The following is a 15443-nucleotide window of genomic DNA, read 5'->3' as shown; positions in this document are numbered from 1 at the left end:
GCCCTTTGTTTTTGACTGAGCTGCTTAGAACGGAATTTCGTCGTCCAGATCGCGGCTTGGGGCCGGGCTGGGTTGGCTGCTGCCACTGCCACTGCCACCGCCACCATAGCCGCCGTCACGATCATCATAGCCCATCTGGCCGCCGCCCCCGCCGCCGCCAACGTTACCGCCGCCACCACCTTCGCCACGGCCGTCCAGCATGGTCAGGGTCGACGTATAGGGGCGCAGCACCACTTCGGTTGAATACCGGTCCTGACCCGACTGGTCCTGCCATTTGCGTGTCTCAAGCTGACCTTCCAGATACACTTTCGAGCCCTTGCGTAAATATTGCTCGGCCACCCGTGCCAGCGGTTCGGAGAAAATAGCAACGGAATGCCATTCTGTACGCTCCTTGCGTTCGCCGGTGTTGCGGTCTTTCCATGTCTCGGACGTTGCGATGCGCAGGTTGCACACCTTGCCGCCGTTCTGGAATGTCCGCACCTCGGGATCGCGTCCCAAATTGCCGATCAGAATGACCTTATTCACGGACCCTGCCATGTTCTTCCCCTTTTGTCCCATGCCGGGCTGATTCCGAGCCACGGCCTTGCGTTCTGGCTAGACTACACGTGGTTAATGCAGGGTAAAACCGCGTAAGACTGGCGCGATGGCAAAAAAGCCGTATATTGCGCGTCAAGAAATGGTGGCAGTGTAAGATCTGGGGATAGTGAAAGATGCGAGCACTCTGGGCTGGGGCGATTATCGCTGCCTTCATGGTTGAGGCTGGAGCGGCGCAGACGCTTTCGACCAAAAGCCGTGGTTCTTTGTTCAAATCTCAAACCAAGGTGTTGGATAGCCGCGCTTCGACGCAGTACTCCAATTCCGTGCGTTTGCAGCCGCCCAAGGTGGTGACCCCAACCAAGTGGGACACCGAGACGAAGAAGTTTCGCGGAAAATACCGCGGCCCGTATCTGAATATGGCCAAGGATGCTGCCCGCCGTCACGGGGTGCCCGAAGACCTGTTCTTGCGCCTTGTACAACAGGAGAGCGGCTGGAATGCGAAAGCCAAATCGCACAAAGGTGCGTACGGCCTTGCGCAATTGATGCCTGCAACCGCGCGCAGTTTGGGCGTGGACAGAAACGATCCAGCCGAAAACCTTGAAGGCGGTGCACGCTATCTCAAGGCGCAGTACCGCACTTTTGGCAGCTGGCGTCTTGCCCTGGCGGCCTACAACGCCGGGCCGGGGGCTGTGAAGAAGTACAACGGCGTTCCGCCATTCCGTGAAACCAGGAACTATGTGAAAATCATCTGGGGTAGCTAATCCGTCCGTTCGGGGCGTATTTTATGCGCGCCCCTCGATTGCGCCGATTTTGCCTTAAATGCGCCATCCCATGCACGTACGCCGGGAAATGTGTGGTAGCGAAAGGGGCAAGCATGAAACCTGGTCAATCGACATTCGAAGAACGCCTGAACCGCATAAACAACGGCCAAGCGCGAAACGCCAGTGACGTCGTGATACCCAGGGCAAAGCTTGTGCACGAGGCGTACAAGGACCGGAGGTTTCACTTTGATATGTTGGTTGCTGGGGCGCTTGCAGGCGGCATCGCGGGCCTTCTTTTTGCATCCAACATTGGTTTCCTGTTCATTATCACGCTCGACTATCTGACGCTTTACGGCCTTATCCTCGCCGACTTCAAAATTGCCGGTTACATCGCAGCAGTTGTGATTGCCCCGGTCGCCTTTCTGGTGACACTAATCTTCTCACGAACGGCGCAGCGCGCGTGGCAGTTCTGGACGGCTTACATGATTGGGGTTCTGGCCGCCAATTTCACTGAACTGCGTTACTGGGCCGAAACGGTCGCTATCCCCGCCTTTTGGCAGTTCATGTCTAACTACACTGCCGCGTCGGAATATCTCTGATCACTCAGCGGCAACCTTTATGACAGGTTCCATCCGTTCCAGTATATCTTCCGCCAGGTGACATTTGACCTGATGCCCTTCAGCAAGGAAACGCACCGGCGGCACCTCCTTCTCGCAGAGTCCGCCGGGCACGTCCGACTTCCACCGGCATCGCGTCTGGAACGGGCAGCCCGGTGGCGGGTTCATAGCGGATGGGATGTCGCCCTCCAGCACGATGTGCTGCTTCTCCACCGACGTGTCGGCAATTGGCACGGCTGACAACAATGCCTCGGTGTATGGATGGTAGGGCGGGGCAAAGACCTGTTCGGTCGAGCCAAGTTCGACCACATGTCCCAGATACATCACCATAACTCGGTCGCTGAGATAGCGGACGATCGACAGGTCGTGCGAGATGAACAGCAATGTCGTCTTCTGCTCGCGCTGGATCTCCATCAAAAGATCGGTCACAGCGGCCTGAACCGATACGTCGAGCGCTGAAACAGGTTCGTCCGCGACGACAATCTTGGCGTCTCCGGCAAAGGCGCGGGCGATGCCGACGCGTTGTTTCTGTCCCCCGGACAACTGACGCGGCATACGATCCGCAAAGGCGCGTGGCAGTTTCACAAGATCCAACAGCTCCAGCATCCGCTGTTTGCGGTCGGCTTCGTTATTGCCGACCTTGAAAATCTCAAGTGCCCGGATGATCTGACGGCCAACGGTCATTGATGGATTCAATGTGTCAAACGGGTTCTGAAACACCATTTGCACGTCCGCGACCGTTTGCGTGTCTCGGTCCTCGATTGGCACGTCCTGAATGTTTTTGTTGCCGAGTGTGATGGTCCCTTCGGTCGCTGTCTCAAGGCCCATCAACACCTTGGCGAAGGTCGATTTACCGCAACCGGATTCGCCCACGATGGCGAGTGTTTCGGACTCGCGTGCTTCGAAGCTGAGCGTTTCGTTGGCCTTGACCACTTTCTTGTCACCACCCCCAAACAAGGCTGATGCAGCGACCTCGTAATACTTCTTGAGATTGTCCATCTTAAGAACAACATCGCCAACTTCGCCCTTTTCCTTCTGCTCACCCAGGGTGATCGGCGCATTCCAATCAATCTCCTGAAAGCGAAGACAGCGGGTTTCGTGGCTTGCATCCTCATTCGCGGCTGCCATTGGGATGGTCGTGTCCTGGTTGCACCGACCGTCTTCAAAGTAGTCGCAGCGCGGGCCGAAGTTACAACCCGGTGGACGTTCGTGCGGCAGGGGGAAGTTGCCGGGGATGGCAACAAGCGGGCGCGCGTTCTTGTCTGCGCCGGGCAGGGGGATCGAACGGAAAAGCGCTTGGGTGTAGGGGTGCTGCATCTCGTCAAACACCTGCTTGATCGACCCGCGTTCAACGGCTTCGCCTGAATACATCACGCAGATCCGGTCGCATGTTTCGAGCACAAGGCCGAGGTTGTGCGAGATGAACAGCATCGAGGTGCCGTATTTCTTGCCCAGGTCCTTGACCAGTTCGACAACCGCAGCTTCTACGGTCACGTCTAAAGCAGTGGTTGGTTCATCAAGGATCAGAAGCGATGGCTCGGACATCAGTGCCATGGCGATCACGATACGCTGCTGCTGCCCGCCAGACAGCTGGTGCGGAAAACTGTTCAATATACGCTTGGGGTCGGGCAGCTTGACGTCTGTGACCACCTGCAGCGCACGCGCGCGGGCATCTTTTTCCGACATGCCCTGATGGATCATGGGCACTTCCATCAACTGCTTGCCGATCTTCATGGCCGGGTTCAGCGATGCCATCGGTTCCTGATAGATCATGGCAATCTCGGACCCGCGGATGTCGCGCAAATCCTCCGCGCTCATCTCTTGCAGGTCGCGGCCCTTGAACTTGATCGACCCGCCGACGATGCGCCCGTTCTTGCCAAGGTCCTGCATGACCCCGAGGGCGACAGTGGACTTGCCGCACCCGGATTCACCAACGAGACCCACGGCCTCTCCCGGCTTCACAGTCACCGAAAAGTCCATGACCGCCGGAATTTCCCGCAACCGCGTGAAGAAGGAGATGCTCAGCTTGTCGATCTCGAGGATCGGGCCGTCATAGTCCAGTTTTGCCATTCTCATCTCTCCCGTTTGGCTGTGAAGATGTCTTGCCCTTCATCTTGCCAAATAAACTTCTGGGGACCGGGGACTGGCCCCCGGTCCGCCCGTTTCAACTCAGTCCTTCAAGCTTTCTTCACGCAGCCCATCCGCCAACAGGTTCAATCCCAGAACCATGGTCAGCAGGGACAGGGCAGGTGCGATCGCCGGGTGCGGGTAGGCGGACAACAAGCGCCGACCGGCGTTGATCGTTGTGCCCCAATCCGGGCTCTCGCTTTGCAAGCCCAACCCAAAGAAGCCCAAAGTGCCCAGAAGGATCGTGGTGTATCCAATCCGCAGACAGAAATCGACGATCAGGGGCCCGCGCGCGTTGGGCAAAATCTCCCACAGCATGATGTACCAGGGACCCTCACCACGGGTTTGCGCCGCCGCCACGTAGTCCCGCGTCTTGATGTCCATGGCGAGGCCACGGACGATCCGGAAAACGGTGGGTGCGTTCACAAAAACGACCGAGACGAACACGACAAGAATGCCGGGGTCGATGTCGAACAAGTCCAAAAACTCCGGCAGCACAGCCACTTTCGTGCCGCCGTCGGAGATCAGCGACAGGTATATCCACCCCATGATCCCAAGAACGACAATCAGCAGCGGTGTGCGGAAACTGGGTTGCGTGTAGTAGCGCGAGTTCAGAAGCACACCCACAAAGATCAGCGGGAAGACAAACAGGACCGTCGCCATGTAGTTCGGAATGCCCGTCGCTACGATTTCCGGGGTCACCAGCAGGTAGAACAGCAGGATGACCGGGAAGGCGAGGATGAGGTTCGCAAGGAACGACAGCAGCGTGTCGAGGCGACCGCCATAGAACCCGGCTGGCAGACCCAAAGTGATGCCAACCATGAAGGCAAAGACCGTGGCGAGCGGGGCGATCTGCACCACGACCCAAGCCCCTTTGAACAGGCGGCTGAACACATCGCGGGCCAGGTTGTCACCGCCCAGAAGATACCAGGCATATTCACCGTCCTCAGTGCTACGCATCGGCGTCCCGGGCACCTTGTTTTTCATACCTGACACCTGGCTCAGGCTGTCATGTGTCGTAATCCAATCGAACAGCCCAGCCATCACACCGGCGTAGACCCAGAACATCACAAGCGCAAAGCCGATCATGCCAACGGTGGAGTCAAAGAGTTTGCCGTAAAGACCCAGCTTGCGTTTGAACCTGATCGACACAATGAAGGTCAGGATCAGCGCGATCCAGACCGGCATGAGTTGCTGGCTCATCCCACCAATGATCCCGGCGACCTGCGGGCCGGTAAAAATGCCGATGACGACATATGCCAATACAATCAGGAACAGCCCAAGGCCCAGCCATCGCGTTGCCGTCGACGAAAAGTCATAGGCGCCTCCGGCAGAACTGAGTGTGCCATCGGGGTTTGTCACTACGCGGGATCCACCGCTGGCAAGGCCCAGTACGATCTGTATGACGATCGCCACCAAGAAGATTGCAGACAGCACATACAGCACCGGGTCCAAAAATTGCCCAAGAGGGCCGGTCCATGTCAAAGCTTCCATGGTTAGCCTCCCTTAAGAAATGCGGATGCGCGGGTTGAGGAACACGTAGCCGATGTCGGAAATCAGCTGGGTGATCAGCACCACCACAACCGACACAACCGACACGGCCAGAAGCAGTTCGATGTCGTTGTTGCCCGCCGCCTGCACCAGCAACCAACCAAAGCCCTTGTAGTTAAAGAGCGTCTCGACAATCACCACGCCATTCAACAGCCATGGGATCTGCAACATGATGACGGTGAAGGGCGCGATGAGCGCATTCCTGAGCGCGTGTTTCAGGACAATATTGCCAAAGCTGACCCCTTTGAGTCGCGCGGTCCGGATGTATTGCGCGGTCATCACCTCGGTCATGCTCGCGCGTGTCATCCGTGCGATGTATCCCATGCCATAAAGAGCGATGGTCAGGACCGGCAGCGTGAAGTTCTCAAAAGTTGCATTCTCAATGGCTTGCGTTGCGGATCCCTTGAACCACTTGAGCCCGAATGCGGATGACGCAAATATGGCGATAAAGATAACGCCCGAGACATATTCAGGCGTGGCCGTCGTCGCGATCGAGAAGGTAGAAAGCGACCGATCCAGACCCGAACCCTCGCGCATACCGGCGAGCACACCGACGATCAGCGACATCGGCACCATGACCAAAAGAACAAATCCCATCAGTTTGCCGGTGGCGCCAAGCCGTATTGCGACCAGACTGCTGACCTCATCCTTGAACACCAGTGAAAAGCCCCAATCGCCCTGCAAAACACCGCAAAACGTGGGCCGCTCTTCGACAGGCGCATTTTCTTTGAAGCACTGCCCGGTGATAGTGCCATCCTCTTTCTCGGTCACCCAACCGGGCGCTACACCCAGCCAACGCCCGTATTTGACGAATGTATTGTCGATATAGCCCCGATCATCCAACCAGCTTGCAACAGCTTCGTCCGTCATGCGGAAGTTGCCTTGGGTCTTGGCCAGTTTCTCAAGGTTTGGATAGAGATTGGTCAGAAAGAACACGATGAACGTCAGGCAAAGTGCCGTCAGTAGCATCACGCCCAGCCGTCTGAGTATGAAGAGTCCCATTTAGTGCCCCTGTTGGGTGGCTTGAGGCGGGTGCGTGCCGCCTTTGTTGCTTGCCGGGCGCAATTTGTTTTGGTTGTACGCCTCGGGTGCTGCCCTAGCGGGCTGCCCTCGTGATGTGACGGATTTGTTTACACCTACTTCCCCCGTGTTCGCGTGCCCCATTGATCTGGGCTTGGCGCATGTTCCTCAAAGTGGCTGAGGTGTTGCGATGCGCGTGCGATCATTTTGTTCCCTGACCCATGAGGCAACAGAAGCGCACACAGGTCAACGGTGCGGTTTCAAAAATCATTACACGTTTGCGACATTTGCCTGTTCCATTTGCGACATCTACCGCCTTACGCAACGTAAAGCGTCAATGAGTTTGCCGCGCTGCCTTTCGCAAAGCGGTTGGTGTTTGTCCGGTGTGCTGTTGCATGAAGCGCGTAAAATATGCGGCGGATCCAAAGCCGAGGTGTCTTGCAATATCCTGTGCGGGCACGGAGGTTTCTGTAAGGGCAATGCGCGCCGCATAAAGCGTACGCTCGGTCAGCAAATCTGCCGCAGTCCGTCCGGTGGCGGCTTTGCACGCGCGTGTCAGGTGGGTTGCGGTGACACCCAGTGCGGCAGCATGGTCGGCCATCGTCAATCCGTCGGCGTAGTTTTTGCTGACACGTTCGCAAAACCGCGCACTCAACCGCGCGGCCGCGTTCATCGTGATGGGCAGGTGATCGGGCAGGGCGATCTGTCGCCGCAACCAAACTGACATAAGTGCCATGTGCGCGTCGATTGCATCTTGGGCCAGTGGGCGTGCCTGTGTGACCTCACGATGGGCTGCCTCGAATATGGCTGTCATTTCGCCAATGCTGTCCACGTCTCTCACACGCAACTGCCGTGCGCGGGTCGGCCACCGAATCTCCGTCCCGTCCGGGATCAACGCCACCATCCCGCTGCCCTGCCGACCTAACTCAAGCGCAAACAGCGTGTGTGGAGGTATGGTAAGCGCGTTGTGTGTTCCCACACCGCGTCGGGTGCCGTTGAGCAAGAGCCGCCCTTGTCCGCGGGTGATCCAGATGATGACATGTTGCGGTCGGTCATGCGCAAGCGACACGCGCCAATCCTGACCAGCGATCAGCTGGACCAGCGGCTTTATCTCGATCGGAGGCAGGGACATGTGTGTTTGTCCGTTTTCGACAATATGGCGCGCGGTTTACACTGACATTTGTGCCGCGAAACGCGTAAAAGGTCAAATTTTGGCCAGCTCAGATGACGTGATCCAGCGCCAATCCGCCATCCTGGCTCGAAACCAAGTGCGCTGGCGCTTTGCATATTGTCGCGTCGCAATGGTGGCCTGCTCAACAGCCGTGTCGTGATCCATCTCACCGCGCAGAAGGGCCATCGCTTCCGTGACCCCGATGGCCCGGCACGAAGGCAGGGCCGGGTCAAAGCGGTTCTGCATGGCGCGCGCCTCTTCAAGTGCACCGCCACTCAGCATGTCGTCAAACCGGGTCGCAATGCGGGGCGTTAGCCACTCCTTGGGACTGTCCATGACGATCCCCGCATATGTCCCCGCCCGCAACAACGGCGATGCGGTGTTGTCTTGCCAATGGGCAAGCCCGCGACCCGTGGAGGTCAGGACTTCCCAAGCGCGCTGCACACGCGCACGATTTGCGACATCGATGCGCGTGATCGTGTCTGCATCCAACTCCGTCAACATCGCGGCCATGTCCATTTGGTCTGCATGTTTTCGCAACTCCGGTGGCGTAGCCGGAATGTCCGCCAAACCCTGTGTCAGCGCGGTAAAGTAAAGCCCGGTCCCCCCAACAATGATCGGCCTCTCGCCAGACAAGAGAGGCGTTACCTCACGCAACCAGTGGCCAGTGGAATAGGGCGCATCAAAGGGGAGGTTTCCATAAAGCCGGTGCGGAGCGCGTGATTCCTCTTGCGCAGAGGGGCGCGCGGTGAGGACGCGCCAGCAGTCATATACCTGGCTTGCATCCGCGTTCACGATGACGCCGCCCTGCGCCTCTGCAATGGCAAGGGCGAGCGCAGATTTCCCCGACGCGGTCGGTCCGGCGATCAGTATTGGAAGCTCGCTTGGCAAAGATGCGATTACATCGCGGATCATGTGGTGTCATCCATTGAAAACCCATCGCATTTAGGACAGGTTGCGCGCAATTTGAAAGAGCGGGGGCGCACCATGACCGAGACAGAGACACCAACCACCTTCAAACGGGTGATGCTAAAGATCTCGGGCGAGGCGCTGATGGGCGATCAGGGCTTCGGGCTCCACCCTCCAACGGTTGAACGCATCGCACAGGAAGTGAAGGCCGTTCACGATATGGGGGTCGAGATTTGCATGGTGATTGGCGGCGGCAACGTGTTCCGCGGTCTACAGGGTTCGGCTCAGGGGATGGAGCGTACAACGGCCGACTACATGGGCATGCTTGCCACCGTGATGAACGCCCTTGCCATGCAGTCCGCGCTTGAGGGGCTGGGCGTTTTTACCCGCGTCATCAGCGCCATCACGATGAACGAGGTTGCAGAACCCTACATTCGCCGCCGCGCAGTGCGTCACCTTGAAAAGAAACGTGTCTGCATCTTTGCCGCCGGGACGGGTAACCCATATTTCACCACTGACACAGCCGCGACCTTGCGCGCCAATGAGATGTCCTGTGAGGCTATATTCATGGGGAAGAACGGTGTGGACGGGGTCTACGATAAGGACCCGGCCAAGCATGATGATGCCAAACGCTATGATGTCGTGACCTATGACGAGGTTCTGGCAAAGCGCCTTGGCGTCATGGACGCATCAGCCATCGCGCTCGCGCGCGACAACAACCTTCCCTTGATCGTCTTCCCGCTGGACACACCCGGCGGGTTCAAGGAGATCTTGGAAGGCAAGGGGACCTTCACACGGGTGCAGGGGTAATCCGCAGTGAAATTTGTTCGCGCGTTACGCTTCACCCGCACCGCGTTTGAGCCGAGCCTTCTGCTTTCGAATGTCGTCTGACAATTCGTGCAAACCCGGCACCAGCCAAACCAGTGTCACCACCGCCGCAATCGTGAGTGAGTAACTGGCGACATGCCAGAACCGTTCAGCAGCTGGTGTAAAACAGAACTGCGCCAATGGATTGCACGGACGAAATACGTTGAACAACGGAACCAAAAGTGCCGCGGCCCAGATGCCAACAGCCTTTGCGATGACCCACTCTGGCGGTTTGGGGAGATGAAGATCTTCTGACTTTCGTCCACTTGGGACATAGCGCCCTGCATCAATGGAGGCGGCCAAACTGGTCAACGTCTCGATATCCGTTTTGGTCGTCAGCTCCGATAACAACGCTGATGCCCAGGGTGAGAACGCGGCGATGTCCTGTAAGCTGGCCATCGTCATGTCGCCGCGCTTGATCCGATAGATCGGAACCGTGTTGACGATGTCTATCAAAGGCGCACCGAACATTTCCGCGATTTCTTCCAAGATGTCATGCACGTCGTCTGCATCGAGACCAAGGTCGGCAACGTCAGCATTCACGTCGATATCCGCCTCAGCGACACCAAGTATGCGGGCAGCTCTTTCGACTATTGCATTTAAACTGTCTGACATGTTCTGATTCCGGGTCAAAGCGGATTTCAGATAACCAGAGATTGTGTTTGCAGTTTGACGCTATTGCGCGCCAGAGCGCCAAATTGAGCATAGCTCAAACCGCTCTGGCAATTCGCCCGCCCGTTGCACTATACCCAAATGAAAGACGCCCGAACGGGCCAGGACGAACACGGGGAATACAATGTCTGACGACTTTATGCTCGACACTGATGACCTTGAGCGCCGGATGGATGGTGCCATGGCGAACCTCAGGACCGAATTCGCATCGTTGCGGACGGGCCGAGCTTCGGCTTCGATGCTTGAGCCGGTGATGGTGGATGCGTATGGGGCCCTGACGCCGATCAACCAGGTTGGTACGGTGAATGTACCTGAACCGCGCATGGTGACCGTCAATGTCTGGGACAAAGGTCTGGTCGGAAAAGTGGAAAAGGCCATCCGCGAAAGTGGTCTGGGCATCAATCCCCAGCTGAACGGCACGATCATCATGCTGCCAATCCCCGAACTGAACGAAGAACGCCGCCGTGAGTTGGGCAAGGTTGCTGGCAGTTACGCCGAAAATGCCCGCGTCAGCATCCGCAACGTGCGCCGCGATGGCATGGACCAGATCAAGAAAGCCAAGGCTGACGGTATGTCCGAGGACGACCAGAAGCTTTGGGAAGATGAGGTGCAAGAGATGACGGACAAGTTCATCAAGTCCGTGGACAGCGCACTTGAAACCAAACAAACCGAGATCATGCAGGTTTGAAAACCGGACCTCGGCCATGTGGTCGGGGCAAACGCTCCGTGGGGGTGTTTGGGTCATCAAAGTTGGACCCCCGGTTGACGGGATTTGCGCAGACATTCCAAGGACAGCGTTATCACAGACACCGTACATACCGGCCCGCGCCACGTTGCCATTATCATGGACGGCAATGGGCGTTGGGCAACACAAAGAGGACGGCCGCGCCTGTTTGGCCACCACGCCGGTGCGCGGCGGGTCCGCGAAGTTGTGGAAACCTGCCCCGATATAGGTGTCGAATACCTGACCATTTTCGCGTTCTCGACCGAAAACTGGAAACGGACGCAGGTCGAAGTGGCTGGGCTGATGAGCCTGTTTCGCCGCTACATCTCGAAAGAAGCCCGCGCACTTAGCGAATTTGGGGTACGTGTGCGCTTCATCGGGGATCGTGTGCGTTTGGATGCCAAGCTGATCTCCCTCATGGATGAGTTGGAGACGCTGACATCCGGCAACACAAGCGTGAACCTGACAATCGCCTTGAATTACGGCGGGCGGGATGAGGTTGCGCGCGCGACCAAACGTTTGGCACAAGACGTTGCTGATGGAAAACTGCGGCCAGAGAGTGTGGACGAGGAAACGCTTCCAAAATACCTGGATACGTATGTGCTGCCCGACCCCGATCTGGTGATCCGTACCAGTGGAGAGGCGCGGATATCAAACTTCCTTCTCTGGCAATCGGCTTATGCCGAATACGAATTCATCGATACTCTGTGGCCTGACTTCAGCAGGGAAGAGTTCACCCGCCTTTGTGCATCCTATGGCGGACGCGAACGGCGGTTCGGTGGGGTGAAGCGGTGACCGAACGGTGGTCAGATCTTGCGGCACGCATGGCGTCCGGTCTGGTCATGGTCCTTGTCGGTATCTGGGGCATCTGGGTTGGCGGTGACGTTTTCCATGTCCTGATTGCATTGATTTGCGGCCTGATGGTGTGGGAGTTGGTCCGCATCATTTCGCCTGATCACCCATCGCTCGCCGTGCAGCTGGGCGCAGTGTCTGGCGTTGCGACGCTTCTTGCCGTGTATCTACCGACCGGTTTTGCGCTGCCGTTGCTCTTGGCCCCTTGCATGGTTGGTCTGGGGCAATTGAAGCAGAACCGTTCGATCTACATGATCTTCACGCTGCTCGTGTTGATGGCCGGATACGGAATGATGCATGTCCGCGATGATCTCGGCTTTGGCTGGATGGTCTGGCTGGTGGCGGTGGTCGTTGTCACTGATGTGGTTGGCTACTTTGCGGGTCGCCTGATTGGCGGACCGAAATTCTGGCCGCGCGTCAGCCCCAAGAAGACATGGGCTGGCACCGCCTCAGGCTGGGTTGGCGCAGGCATTGTCGGTGCACTCTTCGCGATCAACACTGGCGTGTCGCTGCAGTTGATCGGCGTGTCCATTGCCGTGTCCATGGCCAGCCAAATGGGCGATATCGCAGAAAGCGCGATGAAGCGGCGAATGGGCGTCAAGGACAGCTCGTCGCTGATCCCCGGGCATGGCGGCGTGCTGGACCGGTTTGACGGCATGCTGGGTGCTTCGGTATTCTTCCTGATGTTTGCTCAGATTGCGGCTTTCCCCTGGGGGCTTGGTTAACATGCGCCGCGTGTCGATTTTCGGCGCGACGGGGTCGATTGGTCAAAACACCATCGACCTGATCGCCAGAGCGCCGGACGCCTACGACGTTGTGGCGTTGACCGGGTCATCCAATATTGAACAACTTGCACAGGATGCCATCCGCCTGCGCGCTGATGTGGCTGTGACGGCAGATGAGGCACGGCTGGATGACCTGCGTGCAGCCCTCAGCGGCAGCGATGTTGAAGCAGCCGCAGGGCAGGCCGCATTGACCGAGGCGGGCTGCCGTCCCTCCGATTGGGTCATGTCCGCAATTGTGGGGGCGGCTGGCCTCGCACCGGGGCTGTGTGCACTCGAGCAGGGGGCAACCCTCGCTTTGGCCAACAAAGAATCCCTTGTGTGCGCCGGTCAACTGATCCTCTCTACGGCTAAGGCTCATGATGCGCGCTTGCTGCCCGTCGATAGTGAGCATTCAGCTGTCTTTCAGGCCCTCGTCGGCGAAGATATGTCAGCAGTTGAGCGGATCATCATCACCGCCAGCGGCGGCGCCTTCCGCGATTGGCCGCTGGACAAGCTGGCGAAGGCGACATTGGCAGAGGCATCTTCGCACCCAAACTGGGACATGGGGCAACGCATCACAATCGACAGCGCGTCGATGTTCAACAAGGCCTTGGAACTGATTGAAACACGAGAATATTTCGGCGTCAGAGGTGATCAGATCGAGGTGCTTGTCCACCCGGAATCCATGATCCACGCGATGGTCGGCTTCAATGACGGCGCGTTGATGGCGCATGTTGGTCCGCCCGACATGCGCCACGCAATTGGCTATGCCCTGAATTGGCCCGATCGCCAGCCATTGCCCGTCGAGCGCCTTGATCTGGCGCAGATCGGTTCATTGACGTTCCGTGCGCCTGACGAAGTGCGTTGGCCCGCCTTGCGGCTGGCCCGCGAAGTGATGGAGCGCGGCGGGCTATCCGGCGCCGTATTCAACGCCGCCAAAGAAACCGCGTTGGATGGGTTTATAGCGGGCAACATAGGCTTTCCTGCGATGGCTGAAGTGGTCGATGAGGTGCTCAACTGTACTGATCCGGGCCATATTGATGCCCCAATGACCCTTGATAATGTACTCACAGCGGACCAAATGGCACGACAAGCCGCCCGCGACGTGATCGAGCAAAGAGCAGGATAAAACCTTGGATATTTCGGCCGTGATTCCCGCCTTTGGCGGTTTTGCCTGGACCATTTTCTTTTTCGTCGTGGCGCTGAGTGTCATCGTCGCCATTCATGAATATGGACACTATATTGTTGGTCGCTGGTCAGGCATTCAGGCGGATGTGTTCTCGATCGGTTTTGGCCCTGTGATCTGGAGCCGTATGGACAAGCGGGGCACCCGCTGGCAGATCGCAGCCTTGCCGTTTGGCGGCTATGTGAAGTTCGCTGGCGATGCGAATGCGGCATCTGGCAAAGATGTTGACGCGATGGAGGACGCAGCCGCTGATCCTGCCGCCTTGCGTCGCACAATGCACGGTGCACCTCTTTGGGCGCGCGCTGCTACAGTGTCCGCAGGTCCCGTTTTCAATTTTGCGCTGTCGATTATCGTATTTGCCGCCGTGATCTTCTTCACGGGCGTGCCGCGTGATCCGCTGACAGTTGGTGAGATCAAGCCGCTCCCGGCTGGCGCGTACGAACTTCGCGAAGGGGATATCGTTCGCGAAATCGAGGGCCAAGCCGTGCCCAGCATCAACTCCGAGGACTATGCCGCATTTGTTGAAACGATCCCGGAAAAGCCGCAGCTTGAATATCTTGTCGATCGTGACGGCGACGTAATGACGGTCACGGGACCTTATATGTTCCCACCGCTCGTGACGCGGGTCGTTCCGCGCAGCGCAGGGCTTGCGGCCGGGTTCGAAGCAGGCGACGTGATCACATCGATCAATGGCGCGCCCGTATTTCGATTTGGGCAACTGCCAGAGGTCATCGAGAACGCTGACGGTGCACCCGTGCAACTGACCGTTTGGCGCGCAGGCGCAGAAATGCAAATCGAACTTTCGCCCAAACTGGTTGACGAACCAGACGGGCAGGGCGGCTTTGAAAAGAAATGGCGGATCGGCCTTGGCGGAGGCCAGGCTTTTGAAATGGGCCGCGAAGCACCCGCACCGCTGCAGGCATTGTCTGGCGGATATGAACGCATGATTGGGGTCATCACGGGTTCCATCAACGGTCTTGGACACTTGATTACAGGTGCAATCAGCTCCTGCAATCTGTCCGGGCCTATCGGCATTGCACAGGTTGCAGGTACGACAGCAAGTCATGGCCTCAGCGACTTCATCTGGTTTATCGCGGTACTTTCGACTGCCGTTGGCCTTCTGAACCTGTTTCCCATCCCGGCGTTGGACGGCGGTCATCTGGTGTTTTACGCCTATGAGGCGGTCACGGGTAAGCCGCCAAGCGATGGCGCCCTGCGTGTTTTGATGGCAGTTGGGCTGACCCTCGTGTTGTCGCTCATGCTATTTGCGTTGGGGAACGATATCTTCTGTCCCTAGGAAGATTGGGTTGAGCGCCTTATTCTTGCCATCATTAATCCCATGTCCTGCCGCATTAACCCTGTATCCCATTCTCGACACAGAGGATGAACCGATGCAGATGATTCAAACCGGATACCGTGGCCTGAGCCTTTTGATGCTGCTGAATTGGGATCGTGCACTTCATGGCCTGACATTGATGGCCGCTCTTGCGGCAGGTGCATGGCTGGGCAGCCTCTAAAACGCAGATTTATCCACAAGATGTGCCAGTGACCCCGTGGTGACCCACGGGGTTTTGCGCTTTTGACAACACCTCGCAATGCCGTTAGTCACGTGACTATTGTATGTCTGAACACGTGGGGCAAAACCATGGGACTGGGGATGAGGGGCGCAGCAGGGCGAGTACAAT

Annotated in this window: 16 protein-coding genes; 9 read left to right on the top strand and 7 right to left on the bottom strand. The window is 57.7% G+C overall.

Translation table 11 applies throughout. The annotated features are described in order from the left end of the window. Positions 1-24: 24 nt before the first annotated feature. Positions 25-537, bottom strand: coding sequence for a single-stranded DNA-binding protein (gene ssb / locus Q1A51_RS00910; RefSeq protein WP_299605824.1), 513 nt, complete (start codon positions 535-537; stop codon positions 25-27). 173 nt (positions 538-710) lie between these two features. Between ssb and Q1A51_RS00905 the strand changes: the two genes are divergently transcribed. Together Q1A51_RS00905 and Q1A51_RS00900 are read left to right on the top strand one after the other, a co-directional pair. Beyond that, positions 711-1298, top strand: a complete 588-nt coding sequence (locus Q1A51_RS00905) for a lytic transglycosylase domain-containing protein (protein WP_299605821.1) — start codon at positions 711-713, stop codon at positions 1296-1298. A 113-nt stretch (positions 1299-1411) separates the two neighbouring features. Beyond that, positions 1412-1897 (top strand): hypothetical protein, encoded by a 486-nt coding sequence (locus Q1A51_RS00900; RefSeq protein WP_299605819.1) that lies wholly within the window; start codon positions 1412-1414, stop codon positions 1895-1897. Here Q1A51_RS00900 and Q1A51_RS00895 read toward each other — a convergent pair whose 3' ends face one another. The 5 genes from Q1A51_RS00895 to miaA all read right to left on the bottom strand — a co-directional run bounded on the left by Q1A51_RS00895 (position 1898) and on the right by miaA (position 8699). Continuing rightward, positions 1898-3985 carry an ABC transporter ATP-binding protein gene (locus Q1A51_RS00895; protein ID WP_299605816.1) on the bottom strand — a complete coding sequence of 696 codons (2088 nt, stop codon included), beginning with the start codon at positions 3983-3985 and terminating at the stop codon, positions 1898-1900. 99 nt (positions 3986-4084) lie between these two features. Next, positions 4085-5536 (bottom strand): ABC transporter permease, encoded by a 1452-nt coding sequence (locus Q1A51_RS00890; protein ID WP_299605813.1) that lies wholly within the window; start codon positions 5534-5536, stop codon positions 4085-4087. A 12-nt stretch (positions 5537-5548) separates the two neighbouring features. Then, positions 5549-6595 carry an ABC transporter permease gene (locus tag Q1A51_RS00885; RefSeq protein WP_299605811.1) on the bottom strand — a complete coding sequence of 349 codons (1047 nt, stop codon included), beginning with the start codon at positions 6593-6595 and terminating at the stop codon, positions 5549-5551. A 352-nt stretch (positions 6596-6947) separates the two neighbouring features. Next, complete coding sequence (locus tag Q1A51_RS00880; RefSeq protein ID WP_299605809.1) at positions 6948-7745, bottom strand: AraC family transcriptional regulator; 798 nt, start codon at positions 7743-7745, stop codon at positions 6948-6950. A gap of 72 nt (positions 7746-7817) precedes the next feature. Beyond that, complete coding sequence (gene miaA / locus Q1A51_RS00875) at positions 7818-8699, bottom strand: tRNA (adenosine(37)-N6)-dimethylallyltransferase MiaA (protein WP_299605806.1); 882 nt, start codon at positions 8697-8699, stop codon at positions 7818-7820. A gap of 72 nt (positions 8700-8771) precedes the next feature. On the opposite strand from miaA, the gene pyrH reads away from it, so the two are divergent. After that, on the top strand, positions 8772-9503 hold the full coding sequence (pyrH, locus tag Q1A51_RS00870; protein ID WP_299206990.1) for a UMP kinase: 732 nt from the start codon (positions 8772-8774) through the stop codon (positions 9501-9503). A 24-nt stretch (positions 9504-9527) separates the two neighbouring features. On the opposite strand, the gene Q1A51_RS00865 is transcribed toward pyrH, so the two are convergent. Next, positions 9528-10175 (bottom strand): acyl carrier protein, encoded by a 648-nt coding sequence (locus Q1A51_RS00865; RefSeq protein WP_299605801.1) that lies wholly within the window; start codon positions 10173-10175, stop codon positions 9528-9530. 181 nt (positions 10176-10356) lie between these two features. Here Q1A51_RS00865 and frr point away from each other — a divergent pair, with 181 nt between their 5' ends. The 6 genes from frr (at position 10357) to Q1A51_RS00835 (ending at position 15275) form a co-directional block, all read left to right on the top strand. Then, positions 10357-10920 carry a ribosome recycling factor gene (frr, locus tag Q1A51_RS00860; protein ID WP_299605798.1) on the top strand — a complete coding sequence of 188 codons (564 nt, stop codon included), beginning with the start codon at positions 10357-10359 and terminating at the stop codon, positions 10918-10920. A gap of 84 nt (positions 10921-11004) precedes the next feature. Beyond that, on the top strand, positions 11005-11751 hold the full coding sequence (gene uppS, locus Q1A51_RS00855) for a polyprenyl diphosphate synthase (protein WP_299206983.1): 747 nt from the start codon (positions 11005-11007) through the stop codon (positions 11749-11751). Positions 11752-11780: 29 nt separating this feature from the next. Continuing rightward, positions 11781-12533, top strand: a complete 753-nt coding sequence (locus tag Q1A51_RS00850; protein ID WP_299605981.1) for a phosphatidate cytidylyltransferase — start codon at positions 11781-11783, stop codon at positions 12531-12533. A gap of 1 nt (position 12534) precedes the next feature. Continuing rightward, entirely contained in the window at positions 12535-13701 is a 1167-nt protein-coding gene (dxr, locus tag Q1A51_RS00845; protein ID WP_299605794.1) for a 1-deoxy-D-xylulose-5-phosphate reductoisomerase, read from the top strand. A 4-nt stretch (positions 13702-13705) separates the two neighbouring features. After that, positions 13706-15055 carry an RIP metalloprotease RseP gene (gene rseP / locus Q1A51_RS00840; RefSeq protein ID WP_299605791.1) on the top strand — a complete coding sequence of 450 codons (1350 nt, stop codon included), beginning with the start codon at positions 13706-13708 and terminating at the stop codon, positions 15053-15055. 94 nt (positions 15056-15149) lie between these two features. Continuing rightward, positions 15150-15275 carry a hypothetical protein gene (locus Q1A51_RS00835; protein WP_299206976.1) on the top strand — a complete coding sequence of 42 codons (126 nt, stop codon included), beginning with the start codon at positions 15150-15152 and terminating at the stop codon, positions 15273-15275. Positions 15276-15443 lie beyond the last annotated feature (168 nt).

Source organism: uncultured Tateyamaria sp. (assembly GCF_947496075.1).
Classification (GTDB): domain Bacteria; phylum Pseudomonadota; class Alphaproteobacteria; order Rhodobacterales; family Rhodobacteraceae; genus Tateyamaria.
This window is presented reverse-complemented; position numbering and strand designations above follow the sequence as displayed.